This window comes from Streptomyces sp. NPDC005423, from assembly GCF_040606415.1.
Taxonomy (GTDB): Bacteria; Actinomycetota; Actinomycetes; order Streptomycetales; family Streptomycetaceae; genus Streptomyces.
This window is the reverse complement of record NZ_JBEXET010000002.1, coordinates 138,656-160,294: the sequence shown is the minus strand read 5'-3', so window position 1 is coordinate 160,294 and position 21,639 is coordinate 138,656. Positions and strand designations below refer to the sequence as shown.

Below are 21,639 nucleotides of genomic sequence, written 5' to 3'. Positions count from 1 at the left end.
CGACTCAATCGCGGCGGAAAGGCGTTGGTCCGGCCGGCGGCCCAGGGCTCGTGGTCACTGTCGGTACGGCTGAGTAAAGTTCACCCCATGGGTGATCTCAGGGCGGGTTTCGGCTATCTCCTGAAGGGCCAGCGATGGATGGCCCGGCACGGCAGGCAGTACGGCTTCGGGCTGGTCCCGGGGCTGATAACGCTGGTCCTGTACCTCGCGGCGCTGGTCGCCCTGGCGCTCTGGGGCGAGGACTTCGTCTCCTGGGCCACGCCGTTCGCGGACGACTGGTCGAGCCCCTGGCAGGGAGTGTTCCGCGGGCTGCTGACCGCTGTCCTGTTCCTGCTGGCGCTGCTGCTCTCCGTCCTCACCTTCACCGCGGTCACCCTCCTGGTCGGCCAGCCCTTCTACGAGAACCTCTCCGAGAAGGTCGACCGCGACCTCTCCCCGGACGGCGTCGCCCTGGAGTCGGGCCGGCCGCTCTGGCGCGAACTGTGGATCTCCGCCCGCGACAGCCTGCGCATCCTCGTCCGCGCGGTGCTCTGGGGCATCCTGCTCTTCGCCCTCGGCTTCGTCCCCGTCATCGGGCAGACCGTCGTCCCGGTGATCGGCTTCTTCGTCACCGGGTTCTTCCTCACCGAGGAACTCGCCGCCGTCGCCCTCCAGCGCCGAGGCGTCGAACTCCGCGCCCGCCTCGCCCTCCTGCGCTCCCGCAAGGCCCTGGTCTGGGGCTTCGGCACCCCCCTCGGCCTCGCCTTCCTCATCCCCGTCGTCGCCGTCTTCCTGATGCCGGGGGCGGTGGCGGGCGCCACGATGATGGCGCGGGATCTGATGGGGGAGGGCGATCAGGCGTCCGGTGCGTCCGGTGCGTCCGGTGCGTCCGGCGGGGATGTCGCTCCCGTCTCGTCCGACGGCTGAGGCGGGGTGCGCGCCCGGCGACGAGTGCTTACGCGTCCGGTGAGGCCGGCGCCGAGCCCATCGCCACGGCCACCATCCGCCGTACCTGCGCGATGATGTCCAGCCGGTTCCGCACGAACGTCGGGTCCGTCACCGACCCGGTCACCGGGTCCGTGTTCCCCGCGCCGAACTGGAGCACCGGCGTGTGCACATGGCCGCCCGGCAGCGTGTCGCGCAGCCCCAGCCGGTCCCGTAGCAGCGTCACCCGGTAGGCGATCTCGTTGGAGAGGTAGTCGCCGCCGCCACCCGCCCGGGCCGTCGACCCCGGGGTGGGACCGTCGGGGCGTACGACGGAATCCGTGCCGCCCGCCGGTATCTCGGTGACCTCCGCGTGGTCGTAGACCGGGAAACGGCCCGTGTCCGCGGCCACGATCGCGCGGTACGGCAGGGTCGTGGTCGTCCACTGCGGCTGCGAGCCGGGATCGGCGACCGGGACGGTCCCGGTGCGGGAGACGTTGTCGTTGTCCGGATAGCCGCCCCGCCAGGCCCCGTTGGTCCGCTCCACGTCGAAGCGGCCCACGCGGCCCTGGCTCACCGTCGTGAACAGATCCACCTTCGGCAGGTACGGGCGCAGCGCCCGCTCCACCGTGCCCGCGGCGAAGTCCGCCCAGCGCACCGGGAACACGGCCGTCTCGATCCGCGCCGGACCGTGCGCGGTCTCGATCACCGTGCCGTCCAGCGCGAGCGCGGTCGCCCCGGACGGGTTGGAGATCCGGATGTCCCGGTCCAGGGTGAACGGGTCGAAGCCGGTGACCAGAATCCGCTTGAGCCCCTTTCCGCGCGGATAGCGGATTCCGTCCTGGCCGCGTGAGGACCTCTCCAAATCGGTCAGCAGGCGCGCGCGTTGGCGATCGGTGAGCGTGAACACCGGGAGCCACGCACGCACTTCGCGGGTCATGCCCAACCGCGCCCAGTACAGCGGCCGGTCGTCGTCCCGGCTGAGGTCGCCACCGGCCGGGCCCCGCCCCTGCGCCCGGTCCACGGCCCGCCGCCACAGTGCCGCGCCCTCGCCCGCGACGACCTGCCGGGCCCGCGCGTAACTCCGCGCCGCTCCCAGGGCCCGCGCCAACTCCGGTGCCACCGCGTCGAATCCGGAACGTCTGAGGATCTCCTGCGGCACCGCCCGGTCCAGCCGCTGTTCCTCCACGCTGGGGGCGGCAACGGCGTCCACCGCCGAGGCGGTGGTGGGGGAGGCTAGCCCGGTCAGGAGGGTCAGTCCGAGTACGCCGGCGCGAACACGGTTGCTGCGCATGGGAGTTCAGCCCTTCCGTCGCCGTGGGGAGCTTGGGGAGCTTGGGGAGCGTGCATGCGGGAGTGTATGCGGGGGCGGGGAGTGGGGGTGCTGGGACGGGCGCAGTATCTCCCGACGGATGCCGTGGGCGCCATGGGGCGCCGGACCCGGCCGTCGTCGAACTGCCGCGCGCGAAAGGGCGGGAGCGGGGATGAGACGGCGAACAGGTGGGCAGTTGTAAAGGGTTCGTACGGGATCCAGGCGGGGCCGGTCGATCTTCGGTCGCGGGCCCGCCGCCGCGGTTAACGTCTGCTCCGGGACACGTGTCCCCCGCGAACAGTCCCGGTCCGGGACCTGACCCCCGGACCGGGGCTCGGCGCGCCCCCGGCCGTGCGGCCGGGGCGGAACACGCCCTAACGGGCGGTGAAGCCGTAGACCGTCTCGGACCGGTAGGTCTGGCCCGGACGCAGCTCGGTGCTCGGGAACTCCGGGCGGTTCGGGGAGTCGGGGAAGTGCTGGGTCTCCAGGGCGACCCCCGCGCCCGGGGCGAACGGCTCGCCCAGGTGGTCCGCCGTGTACAGCTGGATGCCGGGCTCGGTGGTGGCCACCGTCAGCACCCGGCCGGACGAGGGGTCGTACAGCTCGGCGATCTCGACCGGCTCCGGCGTCACGCCCTTGTCCAGCACGAAGTTGTGGTCGTAACCGGTGCCGACCTTGCGCGCCGTACGGAAGTCGAAGCGCGTCCCCGCCACCTCCTCCAGCGCGCCGGTCGGGATCTGCACCGCGTCGACCGGCGTCAACCGGGAGGCGGCGAGCCGCAGTTCATGACCGCTCGCGTCGTGGGAACCGGCGAGGTTGAAGTAGCTGTGGTTGGTCAGGTTCACCACCGTCCGCGCGTCGGTGACCGCCTCGTAGGCGACCCGCAGCGCGCCCCGCTCGTCCAGTGTGTACGTCACCGACACCTCCAGGCGCCCCGGGAAACCCTCCTCGCCGTCCGGGCTGACCCGGGTCAGTCGCACCCCGTGCCCGACCGGCTCGACGTCCCACACCCGCTTGTCGAAGCCGCGCTCGCCGCCGTGCAGGGAGTTGGGGGCGTTGTTCGGCGCCAGCGCGTAGGTCCGGCCCGCCAGCGCGAAACGGGCGCCCCCGATCCGGTTGGCGTACCGCCCGACCAGCGCGCCCAGATACGGCTCGGGATGCGCCAGATAGCCCTCCAGCTCCGCGAACCCCAGCACCACGCCGGTCGACGCGCCGTCCCGGTCCGGTGCCTCCACCGACTGCACGATCCCGCCGTAGGAGAGGATCCGCACCCGCACCCCGGCGCGCTCCAGCGTCCAGCGGTGGACAGGGGTGCCGTCGGGCAGGGTGCCGAAGAGTTCACTGTGCATGCCGGGGACTTTAATTCACGGCTTGTCACAAGGCTCGGCCGACACCTACGACGTGACCTTCCGGTAGGCGATGGCGGCCAGCCGCGCCTGTCCGTCCTGGCTCGGGTGGAACCAGTCCCAGTGGCTCAACTGGTCCGTTCCGAAGCGGTAGTCGAAGACCGCGCCGCCGTCGAACCGGCACCGCACGTCCGTCGCGCAGACCTGGCCCAGCACCTTGTTGTACGCCTCCACCCGGTTCTCCACCGCGTCCCGCCGCTTCGTGGCCGCCGCGTCCACCGCGTCCGCGTCGCCCAGCATCGACGGGCAGATCCCCAGCTTCCACACCTGCTTGCCCAGCGGGTTCGTCCGCCCCTGCGACCACAGCCGCTTCAGGTTCGGCACGCTCGCCACGTACACCTGCGTCTTGGGCAGCGTCCGCCGCAGGGTCCGCAGCGCCTCCTCGAAGTCCGACCGGAAGCCGGCCACCGACGTCATCGCCGAGAGCGACGAACGGCAGGCGTCGTTCGCCCCGACCATCACCGTCAGCAACTGCGGGGCGTGGGCCGCCGCCAGGCCGATCTGACCGGGCAGGTCCGCCATCCGCGCCCCGGTCACCGCGTAGTTCCAGCTGTGCTCCGCCGCGCCCGTCGGCCCCAGCAGCCGTACCGCGAGACTGTCGACCTCGGCCGAGTCGCCCGTGGCCCAGGACACCTCGGGGCAGTCCGAGAGGACCGCGCAGGCGTCGAAGCCGCGGGTGATGGAGTCGCCGACGGCCGCGAGCGAGGACGGGCTGCGGTCCCAGACCGCGGCCTGTGCCTTCGCCTTCGTGCCCTGTCCGCCGTCGGGCGGGTCGCCGCCGGCGTCGCAGCCCGCCACGCCCAGGACGGCCGCCGCCACCACGGCGAGCACGGCCCGTGAACGCCCGCGTCGGTTTCGCATGCCCCGGCCCAGCTCCTCACTCTTGCTCACAACTCGTCACCCGCTACTCGGTACGGGTTCTCCGTACGCCATGACAACGTGCGGGAGTTCCCGCGCCCGCCCGCTGCGGCCGCACACCCCGTACAGGCGTCCCCCCGGGTGAACGGCGGGCGATTCCTGGCACCAGGACCGACGGTACGTCACACTCCTTGCGCCGCCGCACGGTAGCCTCGCCCTCAGCGTGGCTGTCCTCGCCGCCGCCGTTAGCCAGTCGCACAATGTCCCGCTCTGCCCGGAGGTCCCGGTGACGACACGTGGAGTCCTGTACGTGCACTCCGCGCCGCGCGCGCTCTGCCCGCACGTCGAGTGGGCCGTCGCCGGGGTGCTCGGCACCCGCGTCAGCCTCGACTGGATCCGGCAGCCCGCGTCCCCCGGAACCTGGCGCTCCGAGTTCTCCTGGCAGGCCGAACCCGGCACCGCCTCCAAACTCGCCTCCGCGCTGCGCGGCTGGCACCTCCTGCGCTTCGAGGTCACCGCCGAGCCCTGCCCCACCGCCGAGGGCGAGCGCTACAGCTGCACCCCCGACCTCGGCATCTTCCACGCCGTCACCGGCATCCACGGCGACATCCTCATCCCCGAGGACCGTCTGCGCGCCGCCCTGGTCCGTTCCCAGCGCGGCGAGACCCACCTGGAGTCGGAACTCTCCAAGCTCCTGGGCAAGCCGTGGGACGACGAACTGGAGCCCTTCCGGTACGCGGGGGAGGGCGCCCCGGTGCGCTGGCTGCACCAGGTGGTGTGAGCCGCGCGGAAGCGGGCGAGACCGCGAAGACCGCTGAACGGAGCAGGGCCCCCACCGGCCGGTGGGGGCCCTGCTCCGTACCGTGCACTGCTCGTCGCCTCAGCGGGCGAGCGCTTCTCAGACCGTGCGGAACGCCAGCACCACGTTGTGGCCGCCGAACCCGAACGAGTCGTTCAGGGCGGCGATACGTCCCTCCACGGGCAGCTTGCGGGCCTCGCCGCGCACGATGTCCGCGTTGGCCTCGGGGTCCAGGTTCTCGACGTTGATGGTCGGCGGAGCGATCCGGTGGTACAGGGCGAGGACCGTCGCGACGGACTCGACACCGCCCGCACCGCCCAGCAGGTGCCCGGTCATCGACTTCGTCGCGGAGACCGCCATGTGGTCCGCGTCGTCGCCGAACACCTTGCGCAGCGCCTTCAGTTCCGCCACGTCACCGGCCGGCGTCGAGGTCGCGTGCGCGTTCACGTGCACGATCTCCGCCGGGTCCAGACCGGTGCTGTCGATCAGGTTCTGCAGCGCGTGCGAGATACCGCGCCCTTCCGGCTCCGGCTGCACGATGTCGTGGCCGTCGGCGGAGATGCCCTGCCCGACCGCCTCCGCGTACACCCGGGCGCCGCGCTTCGCGGCGTGCTCGGCGGACTCCAGGACGAGGACACCGGAGCCCTCGCCGAGGACGAAACCGTCGCGCGCGGTGTCGTAGGGACGCGAGGCGCCCTGCGGGTCGTCGTTGTTCTTGGACATCGCCATCATGTTGCCGAACGCGGCGATGGGCAGCGGGTGGATCGCCGCCTCCGTGCCGCCCGCGACGACCACGTCGGCGCGGCCGGTACGGATCATCTCGATGGCGTAGCCGATGGCCTCGGCGCCCGAGGCGCACGCGGAGACCGGCGTGTGCACACCCGCGCGGGCGCCCACGAGCAGCCCCACGTTGGCGGACGGGCCGTTCGGCATCAGCATGGGGACGGTGTGCGGGGAGACCCGGCGTACGCCCTTCTCCTTCAGCACGTCGTACTGGTCGAGCAGGGTCGTCACACCACCGATACCGGAGGCGATGACGGTACCCAGACGGTCCGGGTCCACGGCGGAGTCGTCGCCGGCCTTGGCGGTGAAACCGGCGTCCGCCCAGGCCTCCTGGGCGGCGATCAGCGCGAACTGCGCCGAACGGTCCAGCCGCCGCGCCTGTGGCCGCGGGATGACCTCGGTGGGCTCCACGGCGATCTGCGCGGCGATACGGACCGCCTGCTCGGCGGCCCACTCCTGCTCCAGAGGCCGTACACCGGACTTGCCGGCGATCAGGCCTTCCCAGGTAGAGGCTGCGTCGCCACCCAGCGGTGTGGTTGCGCCGATACCGGTGACGACCACAGTGCGATTGGTCGGGCTCACGGGAATTCTTTCTCCAACGGATCGGGATTCAGCGGCGCCACCGCCGGGTGGCGGGGCTTGCAGCGTCAGGCCTGAGCGGTGACTCAGCCCTGGTGCTTGAGGATGTACTCGGTCGCGTCACCGACCGTCTTGAGGTTCTTGACGTCCTCGTCCGGGATCTTGACGTCGAAGCGCTCTTCGGCGGCGACGACGACCTCGACCATGGACAGCGAGTCGACGTCCAGGTCGTCCGTGAAGGACTTGTCCGTCTGGACGTCCTCCTGCGGGATGCCGGCGATCTCGTTCACGATCTCGGCGAGACCTTCGACGATCTCTTCCTGCGTGGCGGCCATGTGAGGCGCTCCTTCTTAGTGTTCCAGAGGGTGTGGCAGTGCCCGCCGCGGCAGCGGCAGGTATGTACGGCCGCACCGGACCAGACGATGATCCGGCACGGAGTGCCTAGGGGAGGGTAACGACCGTCGCGGCGTATACGAGACCCGCCCCGAAGCCGATGACGAGCGCGGTGTCGCCGCTCTTGGCCTCGCCGGTCGCCAGCAGCCGCTCCATCGCGAGCGGAATCGACGCGGCCGAGGTGTTGCCGGTGGTGCGTACGTCACGCGCGACCGTGACGTGCTCCGGCAGTTTCAGCGTCTTCACCATCGAGTCGATGATCCGCTCGTTGGCTTGGTGGGGAATGAAGACATCCAGGTCGTCCGGGGCGATCCCGGCCGCGTCCAGCGCCTGCTGGGCGACCTTCGCCATCTCGAACACGGCCCAGCGGAAGACCGCCTGGCCCTCCTGCGTGATCGCGGGGAACTTGCCCGAGCTGTCGTACTCGGTCCACGGCACGGTCTGCTTGATCGTGTCGGACTTGTCGCCCTCCGAGCCCCACACGGTCGGGCCGATGTGCGGCTCCTTGGCGGGGCCGACCACGACCGCGCCCGCGCCGTCGCCGAACAGGAAGGCCGTGGCGCGGTCCTCCAGGTCGGTCAGGTCCGACAGCCGCTCCACGCCGATGACGAGGACGTACTCGGCGCTGCCCTCGACGATCATGCCCTTGGCGAGGGTGAGGCCGTAGCCGAAGCCCGCGCAGCCCGCCGAGATGTCGAACGCGGCGGCCTTGGCCGTGCCGAGCTTGTCGGCGATCTCGGTGGCGACGGCCGGGGTCTGCTTGAAGTGCGACACGGTGGAGACGACCACGGCGCCGATCTGAGCGGCGGAGATCCCCGCGTCGGCGATCGCCTTGCCGGACGCCTCCACGGACATCGCGGCGACGGTCTCCTCGTCGTTCGCCCAGTGCCGGGTCTCGATGCCGGAGCGCGAACGGATCCACTCGTCGGACGAGTCGATCGTCTCCAGGATGACCTCGTTCGGGACGACACGCACCGGACGGTAACCGCCCACGCCGAGGATGCGCGCGTACGGGGCGCCCTTGCTCGGCTTGATCTTCGACATTGGTCTTGGGCTCCTTGTCAGGCGCCCGCCGCGTCAGCGGCAGGTGTGGTCGTCTCGGCGATGAGCGCGCGAGCGGCGTCGAGGTCGTCGGGGGTCTTCAGCGCCACCGTCCGCACACCCGGCAGCGCGCGCTTGGCGAGGCCCGTCAGCGTGCCGCCGGGGCACACCTCCAGCAGGGCGGTGACGCCCAGCTCCTTGAAGGTCTCCATGCACAGGTCCCAGCGGACCGGGCTGGCGACCTGGCCGACCAGCCGGTCCAGGACCTCGGCGCCGGTGGCGACCGTACGGCCGTCGTTGTTCGACACGTAGGTGAAGCGCGGGTCGGCGGGCGCCAGTCGACGGGCGGCCTCGGCGAGCGCGTCGACCGCCGGGGCCATGTGGTGCGTGTGGAACGCGCCGGCCACCTTCAGGGCGACGACCCGGCGCACCCCCTCCGGCTTGTCCGCCTCCAGGGCGGCGAGCTGCTCCAGCGTGCCGGCGGCGACGATCTGGCCCGCGCCGTTCACGTTCGCCGGCGTCAACCCCAGCTTCTCCAGGTGGGCGACGGTCGTGGCGGGGTCGCCGCCGAGCAGCGCCGACATCCCGGTCGCGGTGACGGCGGCGGCCTCGGCCATCGCCAGACCCCGCCTGCGGACGAGGGTCAGCGCGGCCGTGTCGTCCAGGACGCCCGCGAAGGCGGCGGCGGTGATCTCGCCGACGCTGTGACCGGCGACGGCGCCGGGCGACACCGCGCCGAGTGCTGCGGCGGAGACCAGACCGGCGGCCACCAGCAGCGGCTGCGCGACCGCGGTGTCACGGATCTCGTCCGCGTCGGCCTTCGTGCCGTAGTGCACCAGATCGAGGTCGATCGCGGCCGACAGGGCACGCAGCCGGTCCTCGACACCGGGGAGGTCGAGCCAGGGGGTCAGGAAGCCGGGCGTCTGAGCGCCCTGGCCGGGAGCGACGAGTACGAGCACTCTCACACTCTCTCTTGGGGACGGCCATGGCCGCCCGTGGGGACAGGGACGAAGAACGGGAAGGGGTTTTGTGGGGCTCCGACAAAAAGCTAGCTCTGGAGATCGCCATCGGCGAGACGTCCCAGGATCAGCGCGATCCGCAGCGTGAACGCGGAGCGTACATCCGAGGGCGACCAGCCGGTGACGTCAGTCACACGTCGAAGCCGGTAGCGCACGGTGTTGGGGTGCACGAACAGCATCCGCGCGGCCCCTTCGAGGCTACTCGCCTGCTCCAGATAGACGCTGAGCGTCTCCAGGAGCGCGGACCCCGCCTCCTCCAGCGGTCTGTAGATCTCCTCCACCAACTGCTCGCGCGCGCTCGGATCTCCCGCCATCGCCCGCTCCGGAAGCAGATCGTCCGCCAGCGCCGGCCGCGGGGCGTCCTGCCAGGCCGAACACGCCTTCATCCCGGCCGCCGCGGCCTGCGCGGACCGGGTCGCGGCCAGCAGATCCGGTACGACGGGACCCGCCACGACGGGACCCGCCGCGTACGGCCCGATCAGCGACTTGGCCACCTTGAGCGGGTTGTCGCTGCCGCCGGCGATCACCACCAGGCGGTCCCCGAGCACCCCCGTCAGCACCTGGAGCTTGGCGTGCCGGGCGGCCCGCCGGATCGCCTCCACGGTCAGCTCGCTGTCGCCCTCGGGCGCCGTACCCAGCACCACGCACACGTGCTCGGGCGAGTTCCACCCCAGGGCGGCGGCCCGGGAGACCGCGCCCTCGTCGGCCTCACCGCTCAGCACCGCGTTGACGACGAGCGACTCCAGCCGCGCGTCCCAGGCACCGCGTGCCTCGGCGGCCTGCGCGTACACCTGCGCCGTCGCGAACGCGATCTCCCGCGCGTACACGAGCAACGCCTCGCGCAGCACCGCCTCGTCACCGGGCGCGGCCACCTCGTCGATGGCCGACTCCATCACCTCGATCGTCGTCCGCACCATCTCGACCGTCTGCCGCAGCGTGATCGCCCGGGTCAGCTCCCTGGGCGCGGTGCCGAACACATCGGTGGAGATGGCCTGCGGGGCGTCCGGGCGCCGGAACCACTCGGTGAACGCGGCGATACCCGCCTGGGCCACCAGCCCGATCCAGGAACGGTTCTCGGGGGGCATCGCCCGGTACCACGGCAGCGTCTCGTCCATCCGCGCGATGGCCTGCGCGGCGAGACTCCCGGACGACTGCTCCAGCCGCTTGAGGGTCGCGGGGTGCGAGTGGGCGCCGGACTGGGGGGCTGCGGGTCTGCTGGTTTCGGGTTCGGGCACGGGGACAAGCCTGCCTCATGGGCGGCGGGGCGCTCGCAATCGGGGCGGGTCGGCCGGGGGAGGGGGCGTCGAGCGGTCTACCTTGGGGGCGTGATGGACGTGCGGCGGGCTGACGAGCGCTATCGGGGAGGCGACCCCGCGGCCGGGATCGACTCGAGGCACGCCTTCTCCTTCGGGCCGCACTACGATCCCGGCAACCTCCGCTTCGGGGCGGTGCTGGCCTGCAACGAGGAGCGGCTCGCGCCGGGCGCCGGCTTCGACGAGCATCCGCACAGCCACACGGAGATCGTCACCTGGGTCGTCGAGGGCGAGCTGACCCACCGGGACTCGACGGGGCGCCCGACCCGGGTCGGGCCCGGGGACGTGCAGCGCCTCAGCGCCGGCTCGGGCGTGCGGCACGTCGAACGCAACGACTCCGACAGCCCCCTCACCTTCGTCCAGATGTGGCTCTCGCCCCGGCGGCCCGGCGGCGACCCCGCCTACGAGATCGTGCACGGCATCGCCGACTCCACGCCGTACGCCGTACCGGAGGCGGGGGCGATGCTGCACGTGCGGCGGCTGACACCGGGCGAGCGCACCGCCGTACCGGACGCGCCCCATGTCTACGTGCATGTGGTGCGCGGTGAAGTCCGGCTCGGCGGTGCGGAGTTGGGGCCGGGGGACGCGGTGCGGATCACCGACGCGCGGGGCCTGGCGGCCGAGGCGGCGACCGGGGCGGAGCTGCTGCTCTGGGAGATGGCCTAGAGCTCGGCCAGTACCGCGTCCGTGAACACCGGCCACGCCTCGACCGCCCACGGTCCGAACGCCCGGTCCGTCAGGGCCACGCAGGCCGCGCCCGCCGCCGGGTCCACCCACAGGAACGTGCCGGACTGGCCGAAGTGGCCGAAGGTGCGCGGCGAGGACGAAGTGCCCGTCCAATGGGGGGACTTGGAGTCCCGGAGCTCGAAACCGAGGCCCCAGTCGTTGGGGTTCCGGTGGCCGTAGCCCGGCAGGACGCCCTTCGTGCCCGGGAACTGCACCGTCATCGCCTCGGCGACCGTACGGGGGTCCAGCAGCCGCGGGCCCTGGAGCTCCGCGGCGAAGCGGACGAGGTCCTCGACCGTGGAGACCCCGTCCTTCGCCGGGGAGCCGGCGAGCGTCGTGGCGGTCATGCCGAGGGGGGCCAGCACCGCCTGGCGCAGATACTCGGCGAAGGGGATCCCGGTCGCCTTCGTGAGGTGGTCGCCGAGCTGCTCGAAACCCGCGTTGGAGTAGAGGCGGCGCTCCCCGGGCGGGGCCGTCACCCGGTGCTCGTCGAAGGCGAGTCCCGAGGTGTGGGCGAGCAGATGACGCACCGTCGAGCCGGGCGGACCCGCCGGTTCGTCCAGCTCGATCGCGCCCTCCTCGTAGGCGACGAGCGCGGCGTACGCGGCGAGCGGCTTGGTGACCGAGGCCAGGGGGAAGCGGTGGCCGGTCGGACCATAGGTGCCCGGAACGGTGCCGTCCGCCCGTACGACGGCCGCCGAAGCGGTCGGCACCGGCCAGTTCCCGATCAGCGCGAGGCTCTGCAGCGACATGGAGCCGAGCCTAGGCGGTCACAGGCTCAGCTCCATCAAGGGGTCGGGCTTGCGGGCGAAACCCAGGGAGGCGTACAGCGGCTCGGCCTCGGCGGACGCGGTGAGGTGGACGCGCCGCACGCCGCGCTCACGGAACCAGGCCAGCAGCTCCGTCATGCACGCCCGCGCGTATCCGCGCCGGCGGGCGTCCGGGTCGGTGGCCACGCTGAAGACGTGACCGACGCTGCCGAGCGGGTCGCCCGCCTTCCCGATCCGGTAGTCGACCGTCCCCGCCACCAGCGCGGCCAGCGCCCCCGGCCGCTCCGGGTGGTCGACGACGAACGCGGCGAAGCCACCGTCGGCGTCCGCCAGCCTCTCGCGTACCGTCGGCAGGGACCGGCCGTGCCACTCCGTCGAGTGGTCCGCGCCGCGCATCGAGTCGATCATCACCTGGCGCAGGCGCAGCAGCTCTTCGGCATCCTCGGGCGCGGCCCGTCGTACGAGACTCATGGCCCGCACGGTAGTCACCCGGCCGCGGACGCGTCGCGCGGATTTCTCACCGGTTTCCGCTTGCTTCGAGTGCACTCGAAGGTCATACGTTGGGGTCATGACGGTGATGGAGACCACGGGCACCAGGACCGACAGCTGCGCCGCCCCGCCGCTCGCGCGGCGGCGCCCGGAGGGCCAGGACAGCTACACGATCAGCGAGGTCGTCGCCCGCACCGGCCTGACGGCGCACACGCTGCGCTGGTACGAGCGGATCGGGCTGATGTCGCACATCGACCGCTCGCACACCGGCCAGCGCCGCTACACCAACCGGGACCTGGACTGGCTGGATCTCGTCGGCAAGCTGCGGCTGACCGGAATGCCGGTCGCCGACATGGTGCGCTACGCCGAACTGGTGCGGGCGGGCGAGCACACCTACGGGGAGCGGTTCGCGCTGCTGGAGGCGACCCGCCGGGACGTGAGGGCGAGGATCGCCGAGCTGAACGACACGCTCGCCGTACTCGACCGGAAGATCAGTTTCTACGCGGACGCCGACCGCGTACGGGCCTACGAAACGGAGAAGGCCGGATGACGGAGCACGCAATTCCCGCGGTACGGCTGGGCACGGACGGACCCGAGGTGGGTGTCCAGGGGCTCGGCTGCATGGGCATGAGCGCCGCGTACGGCTACCGCGACGCCAAGGAGTCGCGGGCCGCCCTGGAGCGGGCGCTGGAGCTGGGTGTGACGCTGTACGACACGGCGGACGCGTACGGCGCCGGGGAGAACGAGCGGTTCCTGTCGCCCTTCTTCCGGGCGCACCGCGACGAGGTCGTCGTCGCCACCAAGTTCGCGCTGTCGAGCCCGCCCGGCGAACCGACCCGGCGGATCATCCGCAACGACCGGCCCTACCTCCGCCAGGCCGTCGAGGCGAGCCTGGAGCGGCTGGGCGTCGACGTCATCGACCTCTACTACATGCACCGCCGTGACGTGACCGTCCCCATCGAGGAGACCGTCGGCGCCATGGCGGAGCTGGTGGCCGAGGGGAAGGTGAAGCACCTCGGGCTGAGCGAGGTCACCGGCACCGAACTGCGCGCGGCCCAGGGCGTGCACCGGATCACCGCCGTGCAGTCGGAGTGGTCGCTGTTCAGCCGTGACGTCGAGATCAGCCTGGTCGCCGCCGCCCGTGAGCTGGGCGTGGCCCTCGTCCCGTACTCGCCGCTCGGCCGGGGTTTCCTCACCGGTTCCTTCGCCGACGCCGAGCAGGACCTCGGGGAGGACGACTTCCGCCGCCGCCAGCCCCGTTTCACCGGCGAGAACGCCGCCGCCAACGCCGCCCTCCTGGAGCCGGTCCGCACGGTCGCGCAGGCCCACCGGGCCTCCCCCGCGCAGATCGCCCTCGCCTGGGTCCAGCAGCAGGCCCGGGTGCACGGTCTGCCGGTGGTCCCGATCCCCGGCACCACCCGGCGCACCCGGGTGGAGGAGAACACGGCGGCCACCCGTCTCGTCCTGACGGAGGAGGAACTCGCCCTCCTGGAACCGATCGCGGCGAAGGTGGCGGGGGACCGCTACGCGGACATGGCCTTCGCTTCCACCACCCGGGAGTAGGCGGCAGGAGGAGGCGAGGGGAGGGGCGGGGCGCGGCGGAGGAGCGGGTGAGTGCGGGGAGCGGGGTCGGCGGGGCCGGCGCCGCTACAGCTCCGCGAGGAGTTCCGCCTTCTTCGCCGTGAACTCCTCGTCCGTGACCAGCCCCGCCTCGTGCAGCGCCCCGAGGTGACGGATGCGTTCCGCGATGTCGGCGGGGTCGCGCCGCGCGGCCGGCGAGGCGATCACCGCCGTGGGCCCCGCCCTGCGGACCGCGGCGAGGACCGCCGCGGCGAACGGCAGCGACTCGTGCACCGGCCCGTACCCCAGGCCGAACACCACGGCCCGCGGGTCCTGGTCGGCCGGTGCGGGCGTCGCGGCCGAGTCGCGGTGCAGCAGCCGCAGATGGCCCTCCAGCAGCTCCGGCGAGCGCCACTCGACGCCGACGAGGTCGGCGACGGGAACGCTCTGGTCGCCGGCCTTCCACTTGGCGGACGAGGCCCCGGTCCAGAACCAGCGGAAGAACACCGACCGGCCGTCGAAGGAGGCCTTGCCGTCGTACGCCTTGAACTGGAGCGGCGCCTCGGGCGCGGCCACCAGGAAGCGGTCGGTGGGCCCGGTGTGGGTGAGGCGGGCGCGCAGTTCGTCGGCGTAGTACTCGGCGAGGGTCTCGCGCTCCGCGGGCAGCACCAGGCGGTAGGGGTCGCAGCCCTCCTTGAGCTGGCCCGCGGCGGCCTCCATCAGGGGGTCGGCGCCGGGCCTCGGCTCGGCGCGCAGGACCACCGTGCCGCGCCTGCCGTGGGTGAGGGTCACCCCGGAGAGCGCGGCCAGCGGGACCCGGCGTTCGCCGAGCGCCTGGAACAGCTTGGGGGTGCGCAGACTTCGTTCGTAGCGGACGACCAGCGAGTCGGACTCGAACTCCCAGGCGGCATGAAATCCGGCCAGTACGTCACCCATGCGGCTCATCGTAGGCGGCACGTGCTTTTTTCGTCCCCTCTCCGCGCGGACCGCGGTTCTCGCGCTCGCTACGCGCGTCCGGCTGTCGTGGTGCCGGACAGCCCCAGCCGGCACGCGCTGCCGAGGTGCGCGCACGTGACCGTGCGGTACGCCCCGACGCCGATGTCGGCGAAGTTGCGCAGGCTCTCCGTGCCGGGCCGGAAATAGCCCGTGTGTCCCTGGGCGTCCCGGGCGGACAGCACCCGGGCACCGAACTCCGTGGAGACCGGGTCGGCCCCGTGGCCGAGGCCGCCGACCTCCAGGTACGGGACGTCCTGGATCCAGTCGTCGGGGTCCCGCATCGCCCACACCCGGGCGGAGGTGCGCAGGCGCGCGGCGGTCGGGGCCCGCATGCCGGGGCTGCCGGCCACCGCGATGTCGCTCACCCGGTCCGGCAGCGCGTGTGCGGCGACGCCGCACACCACCGAGCCGTAGCTGTGGCAGAACAGCGCGACCGGCGAGGTGCCGGGCAGCGCCCGCACCAGCGCGTTCAGCCGTACGGCGCCGTTCTCGGCGCGCCGCGCGGTCGCCGAGTCGAGGCCGAGTCCGCCGGGGGCGGTGTAGTCGGCCCAGGCGATGACGGCCGTACGGGCCGCCGGGTCGGCCGTGCTCTCGGCCGCGTACAGGGCGGTGGCCATGCCGACCGGCGCCGAGTACCACTTGTACGTCTTCTGGAAGGTGAGCAGGTCGGTGTCGACGCCGGGGACGACGACGGAGACCCGCTGTGCCGTCGTCAGGTCGCCGAAGACCTCCGCCACCCGCCCCGAGCCCTCGGGATCGAAGGCGAGGATCTGCCGGCCCCCGCTCCGCAGCGCTTCGAAGCGGTGCATGAGGCGGCCCGCCTCCCGCTGCCCGTCGGCCGAGAGGCGGCTGTCGTGCATCCGCTTCTTCTCGACCTTGCGGGCCTGGTCGAGCGCGATCCGGTTGGCGAGGTAGCGCAGCGGCGCGGGCGCGCCGTTCATGTTGCCGACCGCGAGCGGATAGCGGTGCGCGAGGCGGCCGCGGTCCTGGGCGGTGAGCGAGGCGAAGAAGCGGGCCACCCGGGCGGGGGAGACGTCCGGGTCGGGCAGGCGGTGCCCGTCGATCCGGCCGTGGTCCCATGCGCGCAGGGAGGTCTGGAGTGCGGTGTTCCCGGGGTGGCTGCGGATCGCTGTCCAGCCGGTGGTCGCCAGCATCACGAACACCACGGCCAGCGCGGCCAGTGCGCGCCAGACGTTCAGGATGGGGGAGGAGTCGAAGGAAGTCACTGGGAGGACACACTAAGACTACGGGAGGGTCTCGCGGTAACCGAGTGACGGGGATCACGGTTTCGGCTCCGGAGGGCTCTCGATCCGGTACGCGCCGGTGCTTGGCAGGGTACGCCGGTGGCCCGTCGGCGGCTGTCCCGGTACGGCCGTGCTCGGTGCCGTGACGGCCTTCCGCGTCGTCGGTGACCTCCCGGGCGAGGCGGTCCGGGCGGGTGTCGCGCCGGTCGCCCCGGGCGCCCCGGTGCCCACGGCCGCGAAGATCACCAGGTGGTGCGGTGCGACTCGCCCGTCTCCGCGACGGGTCCGGCCGGTCTCGTCGCCGCCGGCGATGATGACCACATCTGACCGATTTTCAGGGCGAGTTCGCCTATCAGGGTGACTCCGCTAAAGGTCCCTGGCATCCGGTACGCGCCGCAGGTCACAGTGGGTCAACTCCTCCGCAGGCCACGGGAGGACGTGAGGTCTGCGGCGCGCTGCCGGAGGGGGGCGGCGCGCAGGCAGGCTTTCTTCGTGCGGTCCGGGGTACCCGGTGGTCGTAGCCGAACCGGCCAGGGCGTAATCAACTGGTCGGCACGACCAGGGAGTTGATGATGACGAGCTTCGGTAACGGAACGCGCAGGCACCCTCGGTCACGTGGCCGTACGTGGTCAGGGACCGGGCCGGATCGCGCGACGCTCGGCATCGTCGGACTCGTCTGTGCGGTCGCGGGCTTCTTCGCGCTGGGGATCGTCCTCGGCCCGGTGGCGGTGGTGTGCGGCTGGCTGGCCATGGGCCGGACCTGGTCGAGCTCCCAGCCCCTGCCGGCCCTGGTCGCCCTGGTGCTGGGGGCGATCGACACCCTGCTGGCGCTCGTCTGGCTGGCGGGCGTGGCGACCCCGGGCGGCGGCCTCTTCTGAGGCCCGTCGCGACGAGAGGTGGCCGGCGTCAGTCGTCGGCGGTGACACCGGACCGCGGTGCCGCCGTCCCCGACAGCGCCGCCACCTCCGCCCGCAGCGCCCGCACCTCCGCGGTGAGCGACTCGATGGCGAGCGTCTGACGCAGCTCCTCCATGTCGTCCTTCTCGAACCGGGCGATGAACCAGGCGGCGATGTTGGCGGTCACCACGCCGAGCAGCGCGATACCTGAGAGCATCAGCCCGACCGCGATCATCCGCCCGAGTCCGGTGGTCGGCGCGTGGTCGCCGTAGCCCACGGTCGTCATCGTGGTGAAGGACCACCAGACGGCGTCACCCAGCGTGCGGATGTTCCCCCTGGGGGAGTCCCGCTCCACGGAGAGCACCGCGAGCGATCCGAACATCAGCAGCCCGATCACCGCGCCGGCGACATACGTGGTCAGCTGGATCTGCGAGGCCATCCGCGCCCGCCGCCCGACCAGTATCAGCGTCGACACCATGCGCAGCAGCCGCAGCGGCTGGAGGATCGGCACCACCACCGCGCACAGGTCCATCCAGTGCCTCCGCACGAACCAGCGGCGGTCCCGGGACATCGCGAGCCGCATCAGGTAGTCGGCGGCGAACGCCCCCCACACGACCCACTCGACGACCGTGCACACCGTCGTCAGCGAGTGGCCCGCGGTGCTGTCCACGATCGGCACCGCGTAGGCGACGGCGAACCCCACCGCGAGCGCCAGCAGGGGCCGTTGGGTGCGCTGCTCCCAACGGGCTTGTGCCGGATGTTCCTTCATGGCCGCATCGTAGGTCGGCGGGGCGCCCGGCAAGGGCCGCGGGAAACCGTTGAACAGTCCCCGCGGCCCCCGGAAACGGGCGCCCCGCCGTGCGTGGTGCTACGCGTCGCCACCCGCCGCGCCCGGGTCCGCCGCCGTCACGTCCAGCAGCTGGTACCGGTCGATGGCCTGCTTCAGCACGGACCGGTCGACCTTGCCCTCGCGCGCCAGCTCGGTCAGCACCGCCACCACGATCGACTCCGCGTCGATGTGGAAGAACCGCCGGGCCGCGCCGCGCGTGTCCGCGAAGCCGAAGCCGTCCGCGCCCAGCGACTGGTACGTCCCCGGCACCCACCGCGCGATCTGGTCGGGAACCGCTCGCATCCAGTCGGACACGGCCACGAACGGACCCTCGGCCCCGCTCAGTTTCCGCGTCACGTACGGCACGCGCTGCTCCTCCTCGGGGTGCAGCAGGTTGTGCTGCTCCACCGCGACGGCCTCGCGCCGCAGCTCGTTCCAGGAGGTCGCCGACCACACGTCGGCGCGCACGCTCCACTCCTCGGCGAGGATCCGCTGCGCTTCCAGGGCCCACGGCACGGCCACGCCGGACGCCATGATCTGCGCCGGCACGGTCCCCGAAGTGCCCTGCCGGATTCGGTGGATGCCCTGGAGGATGCCCTCCACGTCCACGTCCGCCGGTTCGGCCGGATGCTGGATCGGCTCGTTGTAGACGGTCAGGTAGTAGAAGACGTCCTCGCTCTCCGGCCCGTACATCCGCCGCAGGCCGTCCTGCACGATGTGCGCGATCTCGTACGAGTACGCCGGGTCGTACGCCACACAGCCCGGGTTGGTCGAGGCGAGCAGCTGGGAGTGGCCGTCGGCGTGCTGGAGCCCCTCACCGGTCAGAGTCGTACGGCCGGCGGTCGCGCCCAGGACGAAACCGCGCGCCAACTGGTCGGCCATCTGCCAGAACTGGTCACCCGTGCGCTGGAAACCGAACATCGAGTAGAAGACGTAGACCGGGATGAGCGGCTCGCCGTGGGTCGCGTACGCCGAACCCGCGGCGATCAGCGAGGCGGTGCAGCCCGCCTCGGAGATGCCGTCGTGCAGCATCTGGCCGGTCGGCGACTCCTTGTAGGCGAGCAGCAGCTCCCGGTCGACCGACTCGTACTGCTGGCCGAGCGGGTTGTAGATCTTCGCACTCGGGAAGAACGAGTCCATGCCGAACGTGCGGTACTCGTCCGGCGCGATCAGCACGAACCGCTTGCCGATCTCCTTGTCCCGCATGAGGTCCTTCAGCAGCCGGACGAACGCCATGGTGGTGGCGATCGACTGTTGCCCGGACCCCTTCTTCACGCTCGCGTACGTCTTCTCCGGTGGCAGCGGCAGCGGCTTGGCGCGCACGACCCGCGTCGGCACGTAGCCGCCGAGCGAGTTGCGGCGGTCGTGCATGTACTGGATCTCCTCCGAGTTCCGGCCCGGGTGGAAGTACGGCGGGGCGCCGGACTCCAGCTCCTTGTCGGAGATCGGCAGGTGCAGCCGGTCGCGGAAGCGCTTGAGGTCGTCGACCGTCAGCTTCTTCATCTGGTGCGTGGCGTTGCGGCCCTCGAAGTTGGGGCCCAGCGTCCAGCCCTTGACCGTCTGGGCGAGCACCACGGTCGGCTGGCCCGTGTGCGCCTTGGCCGCCGCGAAGGCCGCGTACACCTTCTTGTGGTCGTGCCCGCCGCGCCCCAGGTGCAGGATCTGGGCGTCGGTCATGTTCTCGACCATCGCGCGCAGCCGGTGGTCGTGCCCGAAGAAGTGCTCCCGGATGTACGCGCCGGTCTCGGTGGCGTACGTCTGGAACTGGCCGTCCGGCGTGGTGTTCAGCTGGTTGACCAGCACACCGTCGCGGTCCTGGGCGAGCAGCGGGTCCCAGGTGCGGTCCCACACCAGCTTGATGACGTTCCAGCCGGCGCCCCGGAACTGGGACTCCAGCTCCTGGATGATCTTGCCGTTGCCGCGCACCGGGCCGTCGAGCCGCTGGAGGTTGCAGTTGACGACGAAGGTCAGGTTGTCCAGGCCCTCGCGGGCCGCGATCGACAGCTGCCCGAGCGACTCCGGCTCGTCCATCTCGCCGTCACCGAGGAACGCCCACACGTGGGACTTCGAGGTGTCCGCGATCCCGCGCGCCTCCATGTAGCGGTTCATCCGCGCCTGGAAGATCGCGCCCAGCGGACCGAGACCCATGGAGACCGTCGGGAACTCCCAGAAGTCCGGCATCAGCCGCGGGTGCGGGTACGAGGAGAGCCCGTACGGCGCCTTCGACTTCTCCTGGCGGAACGCGTCCAGCTGCTGCTCGGAGAGCCGGTCCAGCAGGAACGCGCGGGCGTAGATGCCCGGCGAGGCGTGCCCCTGGAAGAAGATCTGGTCGCCGCCGTCGCCCTCGTCCTTGCCCCGGAAGAAGTGGTTGAAGCCGACGTCGTAGAGCGAGGCGGAGGAGGCGAACGTGGCGATGTGACCGCCGACGCCGATACCCGGCCGCTGCGCCCGGGAGACCATCACCGCGGCGTTCCACCGGGTCGCGTTCAGGATCCTGCGCTCGATCTCCTCGTTGCCGGGGAAGAACGGCTCGTCCTTGGTGGCGATCGTGTTGATGTAGTCCGTGCTGCGCATCTCGGGCACGGCCACGCGCTTCTCGCGGGCCCGCTCGATCAGCCGGAGCATCAGGTAGCGGGCCCGCTCACGGCCGCGCTCGTCGACGGCGGCGTCCAGGGAGTCGAGCCACTCCTGGGTCTCCTCGGGATCGAAGTCAGGGACCTGACTCGGAAGGCCGCCAATGATGATCGGATTGCGATCGGATCCGGAAGCCACGCTGTTCCTTCGCTGTCGGAGGGCGGTCGGAGGGCGGTCAGAAGCCTGTCTGAGAAGGTGTCTTTCCTGTTGGGCCATGTGCCCGCATCGTCCCCATCGTGTACCTCGGTGGAGCAATCGTCATCTCTACCGTGAGGTAACCGATACCCGGATGTCCGTATTCTGGGGCCCGTAGGGGCGGGTACTGGGGCGGAAGCCCATTCGAGTCCCGTACCTTTGGATGGTTCTCAACGGAGCAAACCGGGCAGAACGCTGTGGTGTGCGTCACCGGAGGCCGCGATACCGTGCCAGGAGTTGCGGCGACACGGCCAGGATCGTCACCGTTTCGGCGGTCCGAACCGCCGGGTACTTGCGCGATCCGTCCCGCCCGTGTGGACTACGGCCAACGCTGCGCGCACGCGCGTGGCTGAGACTCCCCCAGCGCCCCGGACGGGCCTGGGGGGACCCCCATATGAAGACATGATCAGGAGGCACCCCGTGAGCGCGACCGCGGACCACGCGGAGGAGCGGACGAACCCTGCCGTCAGGCTGGGGTTCCAGCCCGAGCAGGTGGTCCAGGAGATCGGCTACGACGACGACGTAGACCAGGAACTCCGCGAGGCCATTGAGGAAGTCATCGGCAGCGACCTTGTGGATGAGGACTACGACGACGTCGCCGATGCCGTGGTGCTCTGGTTCCGCGACGACGACGGCGATCTGACCGACGTCCTGGTGGACGCCACCACGTACGTCGAGGAGGGCGGCTCCATCCTGTTGCTGACCCCGAAGACCGGCCGCGACGGTTATGTGGAGCCGAGCGACGTCTCGGAAGCCGCGACGACGGCGGGGCTGTCGGCCACCAAGAGCGTCAGCGTGGGCAAGGAGTGGAGCGGCAGCCGGCTGGTGACGCCCAAGGCCGCCAAGTCCAAGAGGTAGTCGCCGGCGGTACCTCGTTCGCCGGATCCCGGACGG

At 71.7% G+C, this 21,639-nt stretch carries 21 protein-coding genes; 7 read left to right on the top strand and 14 right to left on the bottom strand.

The genetic code is table 11. The features are described from left to right. The first annotated feature begins 87 nt into the window (after positions 1 to 87). Complete coding sequence (locus ABZT12_RS04580; protein ID WP_356377167.1) at positions 88 to 906, top strand: EI24 domain-containing protein; 819 nt, start codon at positions 88 to 90, stop codon at positions 904 to 906. 28 nt (positions 907 to 934) lie between these two features. On the opposite strand, the gene ABZT12_RS04575 is transcribed toward ABZT12_RS04580, so the two are convergent. The 3 genes from ABZT12_RS04575 to ABZT12_RS04565 form a co-directional block, all read right to left on the bottom strand. Beyond that, positions 935 to 2,197 carry a pyroglutamyl peptidase gene (locus tag ABZT12_RS04575; protein ID WP_356377164.1) on the bottom strand — a complete coding sequence of 421 codons (1,263 nt, stop codon included), beginning with the start codon at positions 2,195 to 2,197 and terminating at the stop codon, positions 935 to 937. Positions 2,198 to 2,589: 392 nt separating this feature from the next. Beyond that, positions 2,590 to 3,564, bottom strand: coding sequence for an aldose epimerase family protein (locus ABZT12_RS04570; RefSeq protein WP_356377161.1), 975 nt, complete (start codon positions 3,562 to 3,564; stop codon positions 2,590 to 2,592). A gap of 45 nt (positions 3,565 to 3,609) precedes the next feature. Beyond that, positions 3,610 to 4,482, bottom strand: a complete 873-nt coding sequence (locus ABZT12_RS04565) for an SGNH/GDSL hydrolase family protein (protein WP_356377158.1) — start codon at positions 4,480 to 4,482, stop codon at positions 3,610 to 3,612. Positions 4,483 to 4,765: 283 nt separating this feature from the next. On the opposite strand from ABZT12_RS04565, the gene ABZT12_RS04560 reads away from it, so the two are divergent. After that, entirely contained in the window at positions 4,766 to 5,260 is a 495-nt protein-coding gene (locus tag ABZT12_RS04560; RefSeq protein WP_356377156.1) for a DUF3145 domain-containing protein, read from the top strand. Between the two features lie 117 nt (positions 5,261 to 5,377). Here ABZT12_RS04560 and fabF read toward each other — a convergent pair whose 3' ends face one another. The 5 genes from fabF to fasR all read right to left on the bottom strand — a co-directional run bounded on the left by fabF (position 5,378) and on the right by fasR (position 10,328). After that, positions 5,378 to 6,643 (bottom strand): beta-ketoacyl-ACP synthase II, encoded by a 1,266-nt coding sequence (gene fabF / locus ABZT12_RS04555; RefSeq protein ID WP_356377153.1) that lies wholly within the window; start codon positions 6,641 to 6,643, stop codon positions 5,378 to 5,380. An 83-nt stretch (positions 6,644 to 6,726) separates the two neighbouring features. Beyond that, on the bottom strand, positions 6,727 to 6,975 hold the full coding sequence (locus tag ABZT12_RS04550; RefSeq protein ID WP_356377150.1) for an acyl carrier protein: 249 nt from the start codon (positions 6,973 to 6,975) through the stop codon (positions 6,727 to 6,729). A gap of 106 nt (positions 6,976 to 7,081) precedes the next feature. After that, positions 7,082 to 8,077 carry a ketoacyl-ACP synthase III gene (locus ABZT12_RS04545; protein WP_356377148.1) on the bottom strand — a complete coding sequence of 332 codons (996 nt, stop codon included), beginning with the start codon at positions 8,075 to 8,077 and terminating at the stop codon, positions 7,082 to 7,084. A 17-nt stretch (positions 8,078 to 8,094) separates the two neighbouring features. Then, positions 8,095 to 9,033: an ACP S-malonyltransferase gene (locus ABZT12_RS04540; RefSeq protein WP_356377145.1), complete on the bottom strand. Its 939-nt coding sequence runs from the start codon at positions 9,031 to 9,033 to the stop codon at positions 8,095 to 8,097. A gap of 89 nt (positions 9,034 to 9,122) precedes the next feature. After that, entirely contained in the window at positions 9,123 to 10,328 is a 1,206-nt protein-coding gene (fasR, locus tag ABZT12_RS04535; protein ID WP_356377142.1) for a fatty acid biosynthesis transcriptional regulator FasR, read from the bottom strand. A 93-nt stretch (positions 10,329 to 10,421) separates the two neighbouring features. On the opposite strand from fasR, the gene ABZT12_RS04530 reads away from it, so the two are divergent. After that, the gene (locus tag ABZT12_RS04530) at positions 10,422 to 11,072 is read left to right on the top strand and encodes a pirin family protein (protein WP_356378085.1); all 651 of its coding nucleotides are present in this window, start codon (positions 10,422 to 10,424) and stop codon (positions 11,070 to 11,072) included. Here ABZT12_RS04530 and ABZT12_RS04525 read toward each other — a convergent pair. Next, positions 11,069 to 11,884: a serine hydrolase domain-containing protein gene (locus tag ABZT12_RS04525; RefSeq protein ID WP_356377139.1), complete on the bottom strand. Its 816-nt coding sequence runs from the start codon at positions 11,882 to 11,884 to the stop codon at positions 11,069 to 11,071. The two genes, ABZT12_RS04530 and ABZT12_RS04525, sit on opposite strands and share 4 nt — an antisense overlap. Positions 11,885 to 11,902: 18 nt before the next feature. Next, a complete protein-coding gene (locus tag ABZT12_RS04520; protein WP_356377136.1) occupies positions 11,903 to 12,373 on the bottom strand; it encodes a GNAT family N-acetyltransferase in 471 nt (156 codons plus the stop codon). Positions 12,374 to 12,470: 97 nt separating this feature from the next. Here ABZT12_RS04520 and ABZT12_RS04515 point away from each other — a divergent pair, with 97 nt between their 5' ends. Both ABZT12_RS04515 and ABZT12_RS04510 read left to right on the top strand, forming a co-directional pair. Further along, positions 12,471 to 12,941, top strand: a complete 471-nt coding sequence (locus tag ABZT12_RS04515) for a MerR family transcriptional regulator (RefSeq protein WP_356377133.1) — start codon at positions 12,471 to 12,473, stop codon at positions 12,939 to 12,941. Further along, on the top strand, positions 12,938 to 13,954 hold the full coding sequence (locus ABZT12_RS04510) for an aldo/keto reductase (RefSeq protein WP_356377130.1): 1,017 nt from the start codon (positions 12,938 to 12,940) through the stop codon (positions 13,952 to 13,954). The genes ABZT12_RS04515 and ABZT12_RS04510 overlap by 4 nt, the downstream gene beginning before the upstream one ends. A gap of 84 nt (positions 13,955 to 14,038) precedes the next feature. Here the strand turns inward: ABZT12_RS04510 and ABZT12_RS04505 are convergent, their stop codons facing one another. Beyond that, on the bottom strand, positions 14,039 to 14,887 hold the full coding sequence (locus ABZT12_RS04505; RefSeq protein ID WP_356377127.1) for a DUF4429 domain-containing protein: 849 nt from the start codon (positions 14,885 to 14,887) through the stop codon (positions 14,039 to 14,041). A 68-nt stretch (positions 14,888 to 14,955) separates the two neighbouring features. Beyond that, on the bottom strand, positions 14,956 to 16,173 hold the full coding sequence (locus ABZT12_RS04500; protein WP_356377124.1) for an alpha/beta hydrolase: 1,218 nt from the start codon (positions 16,171 to 16,173) through the stop codon (positions 14,956 to 14,958). Between the two features lie 587 nt (positions 16,174 to 16,760). Here ABZT12_RS04500 and ABZT12_RS04495 point away from each other — a divergent pair. Beyond that, positions 16,761 to 17,069, top strand: a complete 309-nt coding sequence (locus ABZT12_RS04495) for a small hydrophobic protein (RefSeq protein ID WP_356377121.1) — start codon at positions 16,761 to 16,763, stop codon at positions 17,067 to 17,069. Between the two features lie 28 nt (positions 17,070 to 17,097). Here ABZT12_RS04495 and ABZT12_RS04490 read toward each other — a convergent pair whose 3' ends face one another. Both ABZT12_RS04490 and aceE read right to left on the bottom strand, forming a co-directional pair. Further along, the gene (locus ABZT12_RS04490; RefSeq protein WP_356377118.1) at positions 17,098 to 17,856 is read right to left on the bottom strand and encodes a potassium channel family protein; all 759 of its coding nucleotides are present in this window, start codon (positions 17,854 to 17,856) and stop codon (positions 17,098 to 17,100) included. Positions 17,857 to 17,955: 99 nt separating this feature from the next. Further along, positions 17,956 to 20,688 (bottom strand): pyruvate dehydrogenase (acetyl-transferring), homodimeric type, encoded by a 2,733-nt coding sequence (aceE, locus tag ABZT12_RS04485; RefSeq protein ID WP_356377115.1) that lies wholly within the window; start codon positions 20,686 to 20,688, stop codon positions 17,956 to 17,958. Between the two features lie 477 nt (positions 20,689 to 21,165). On the opposite strand from aceE, the gene ABZT12_RS04480 reads away from it, so the two are divergent. Then, positions 21,166 to 21,603, top strand: coding sequence for a DUF3052 domain-containing protein (locus ABZT12_RS04480; RefSeq protein ID WP_356377113.1), 438 nt, complete (start codon positions 21,166 to 21,168; stop codon positions 21,601 to 21,603). The last annotated feature ends 36 nt before the right edge of the window (positions 21,604 to 21,639 follow it).

Excerpts from the sequence above, each read along its gene's own strand:
- ABZT12_RS04580 (WP_356377167.1), top strand. The coding sequence starts at position 88 with ATGGGTGATCTCAGGGCGGGTTTCGGCTATCTCCTGAAGGGCCAGCGA.
- ABZT12_RS04575 (WP_356377164.1), bottom strand. The coding sequence starts at position 2,197 with ATGCGCAGCAACCGTGTTCGCGCCGGCGTACTCGGACTGACCCTCCTG.
- ABZT12_RS04570 (WP_356377161.1), bottom strand. The coding sequence starts at position 3,564 with ATGCACAGTGAACTCTTCGGCACCCTGCCCGACGGCACCCCTGTCCAC.
- ABZT12_RS04565 (WP_356377158.1), bottom strand. The coding sequence starts at position 4,482 with ATGCGAAACCGACGCGGGCGTTCACGGGCCGTGCTCGCCGTGGTGGCG.
- ABZT12_RS04550 (WP_356377150.1), bottom strand. The coding sequence starts at position 6,975 with ATGGCCGCCACGCAGGAAGAGATCGTCGAAGGTCTCGCCGAGATCGTG.
- ABZT12_RS04545 (WP_356377148.1), bottom strand. The coding sequence starts at position 8,077 with ATGTCGAAGATCAAGCCGAGCAAGGGCGCCCCGTACGCGCGCATCCTC.
- ABZT12_RS04530 (WP_356378085.1), top strand. The coding sequence starts at position 10,422 with ATGGACGTGCGGCGGGCTGACGAGCGCTATCGGGGAGGCGACCCCGCG.
- ABZT12_RS04525 (WP_356377139.1), bottom strand. The coding sequence starts at position 11,884 with ATGTCGCTGCAGAGCCTCGCGCTGATCGGGAACTGGCCGGTGCCGACC.
- ABZT12_RS04520 (WP_356377136.1), bottom strand. The coding sequence starts at position 12,373 with ATGAGTCTCGTACGACGGGCCGCGCCCGAGGATGCCGAAGAGCTGCTG.
- ABZT12_RS04515 (WP_356377133.1), top strand. The coding sequence starts at position 12,471 with ATGACGGTGATGGAGACCACGGGCACCAGGACCGACAGCTGCGCCGCC.
- ABZT12_RS04510 (WP_356377130.1), top strand. The coding sequence starts at position 12,938 with ATGACGGAGCACGCAATTCCCGCGGTACGGCTGGGCACGGACGGACCC.
- ABZT12_RS04505 (WP_356377127.1), bottom strand. The coding sequence starts at position 14,887 with ATGGGTGACGTACTGGCCGGATTTCATGCCGCCTGGGAGTTCGAGTCC.
- ABZT12_RS04495 (WP_356377121.1), top strand. The coding sequence starts at position 16,761 with ATGATGACGAGCTTCGGTAACGGAACGCGCAGGCACCCTCGGTCACGT.
- ABZT12_RS04490 (WP_356377118.1), bottom strand. The coding sequence starts at position 17,856 with ATGAAGGAACATCCGGCACAAGCCCGTTGGGAGCAGCGCACCCAACGG.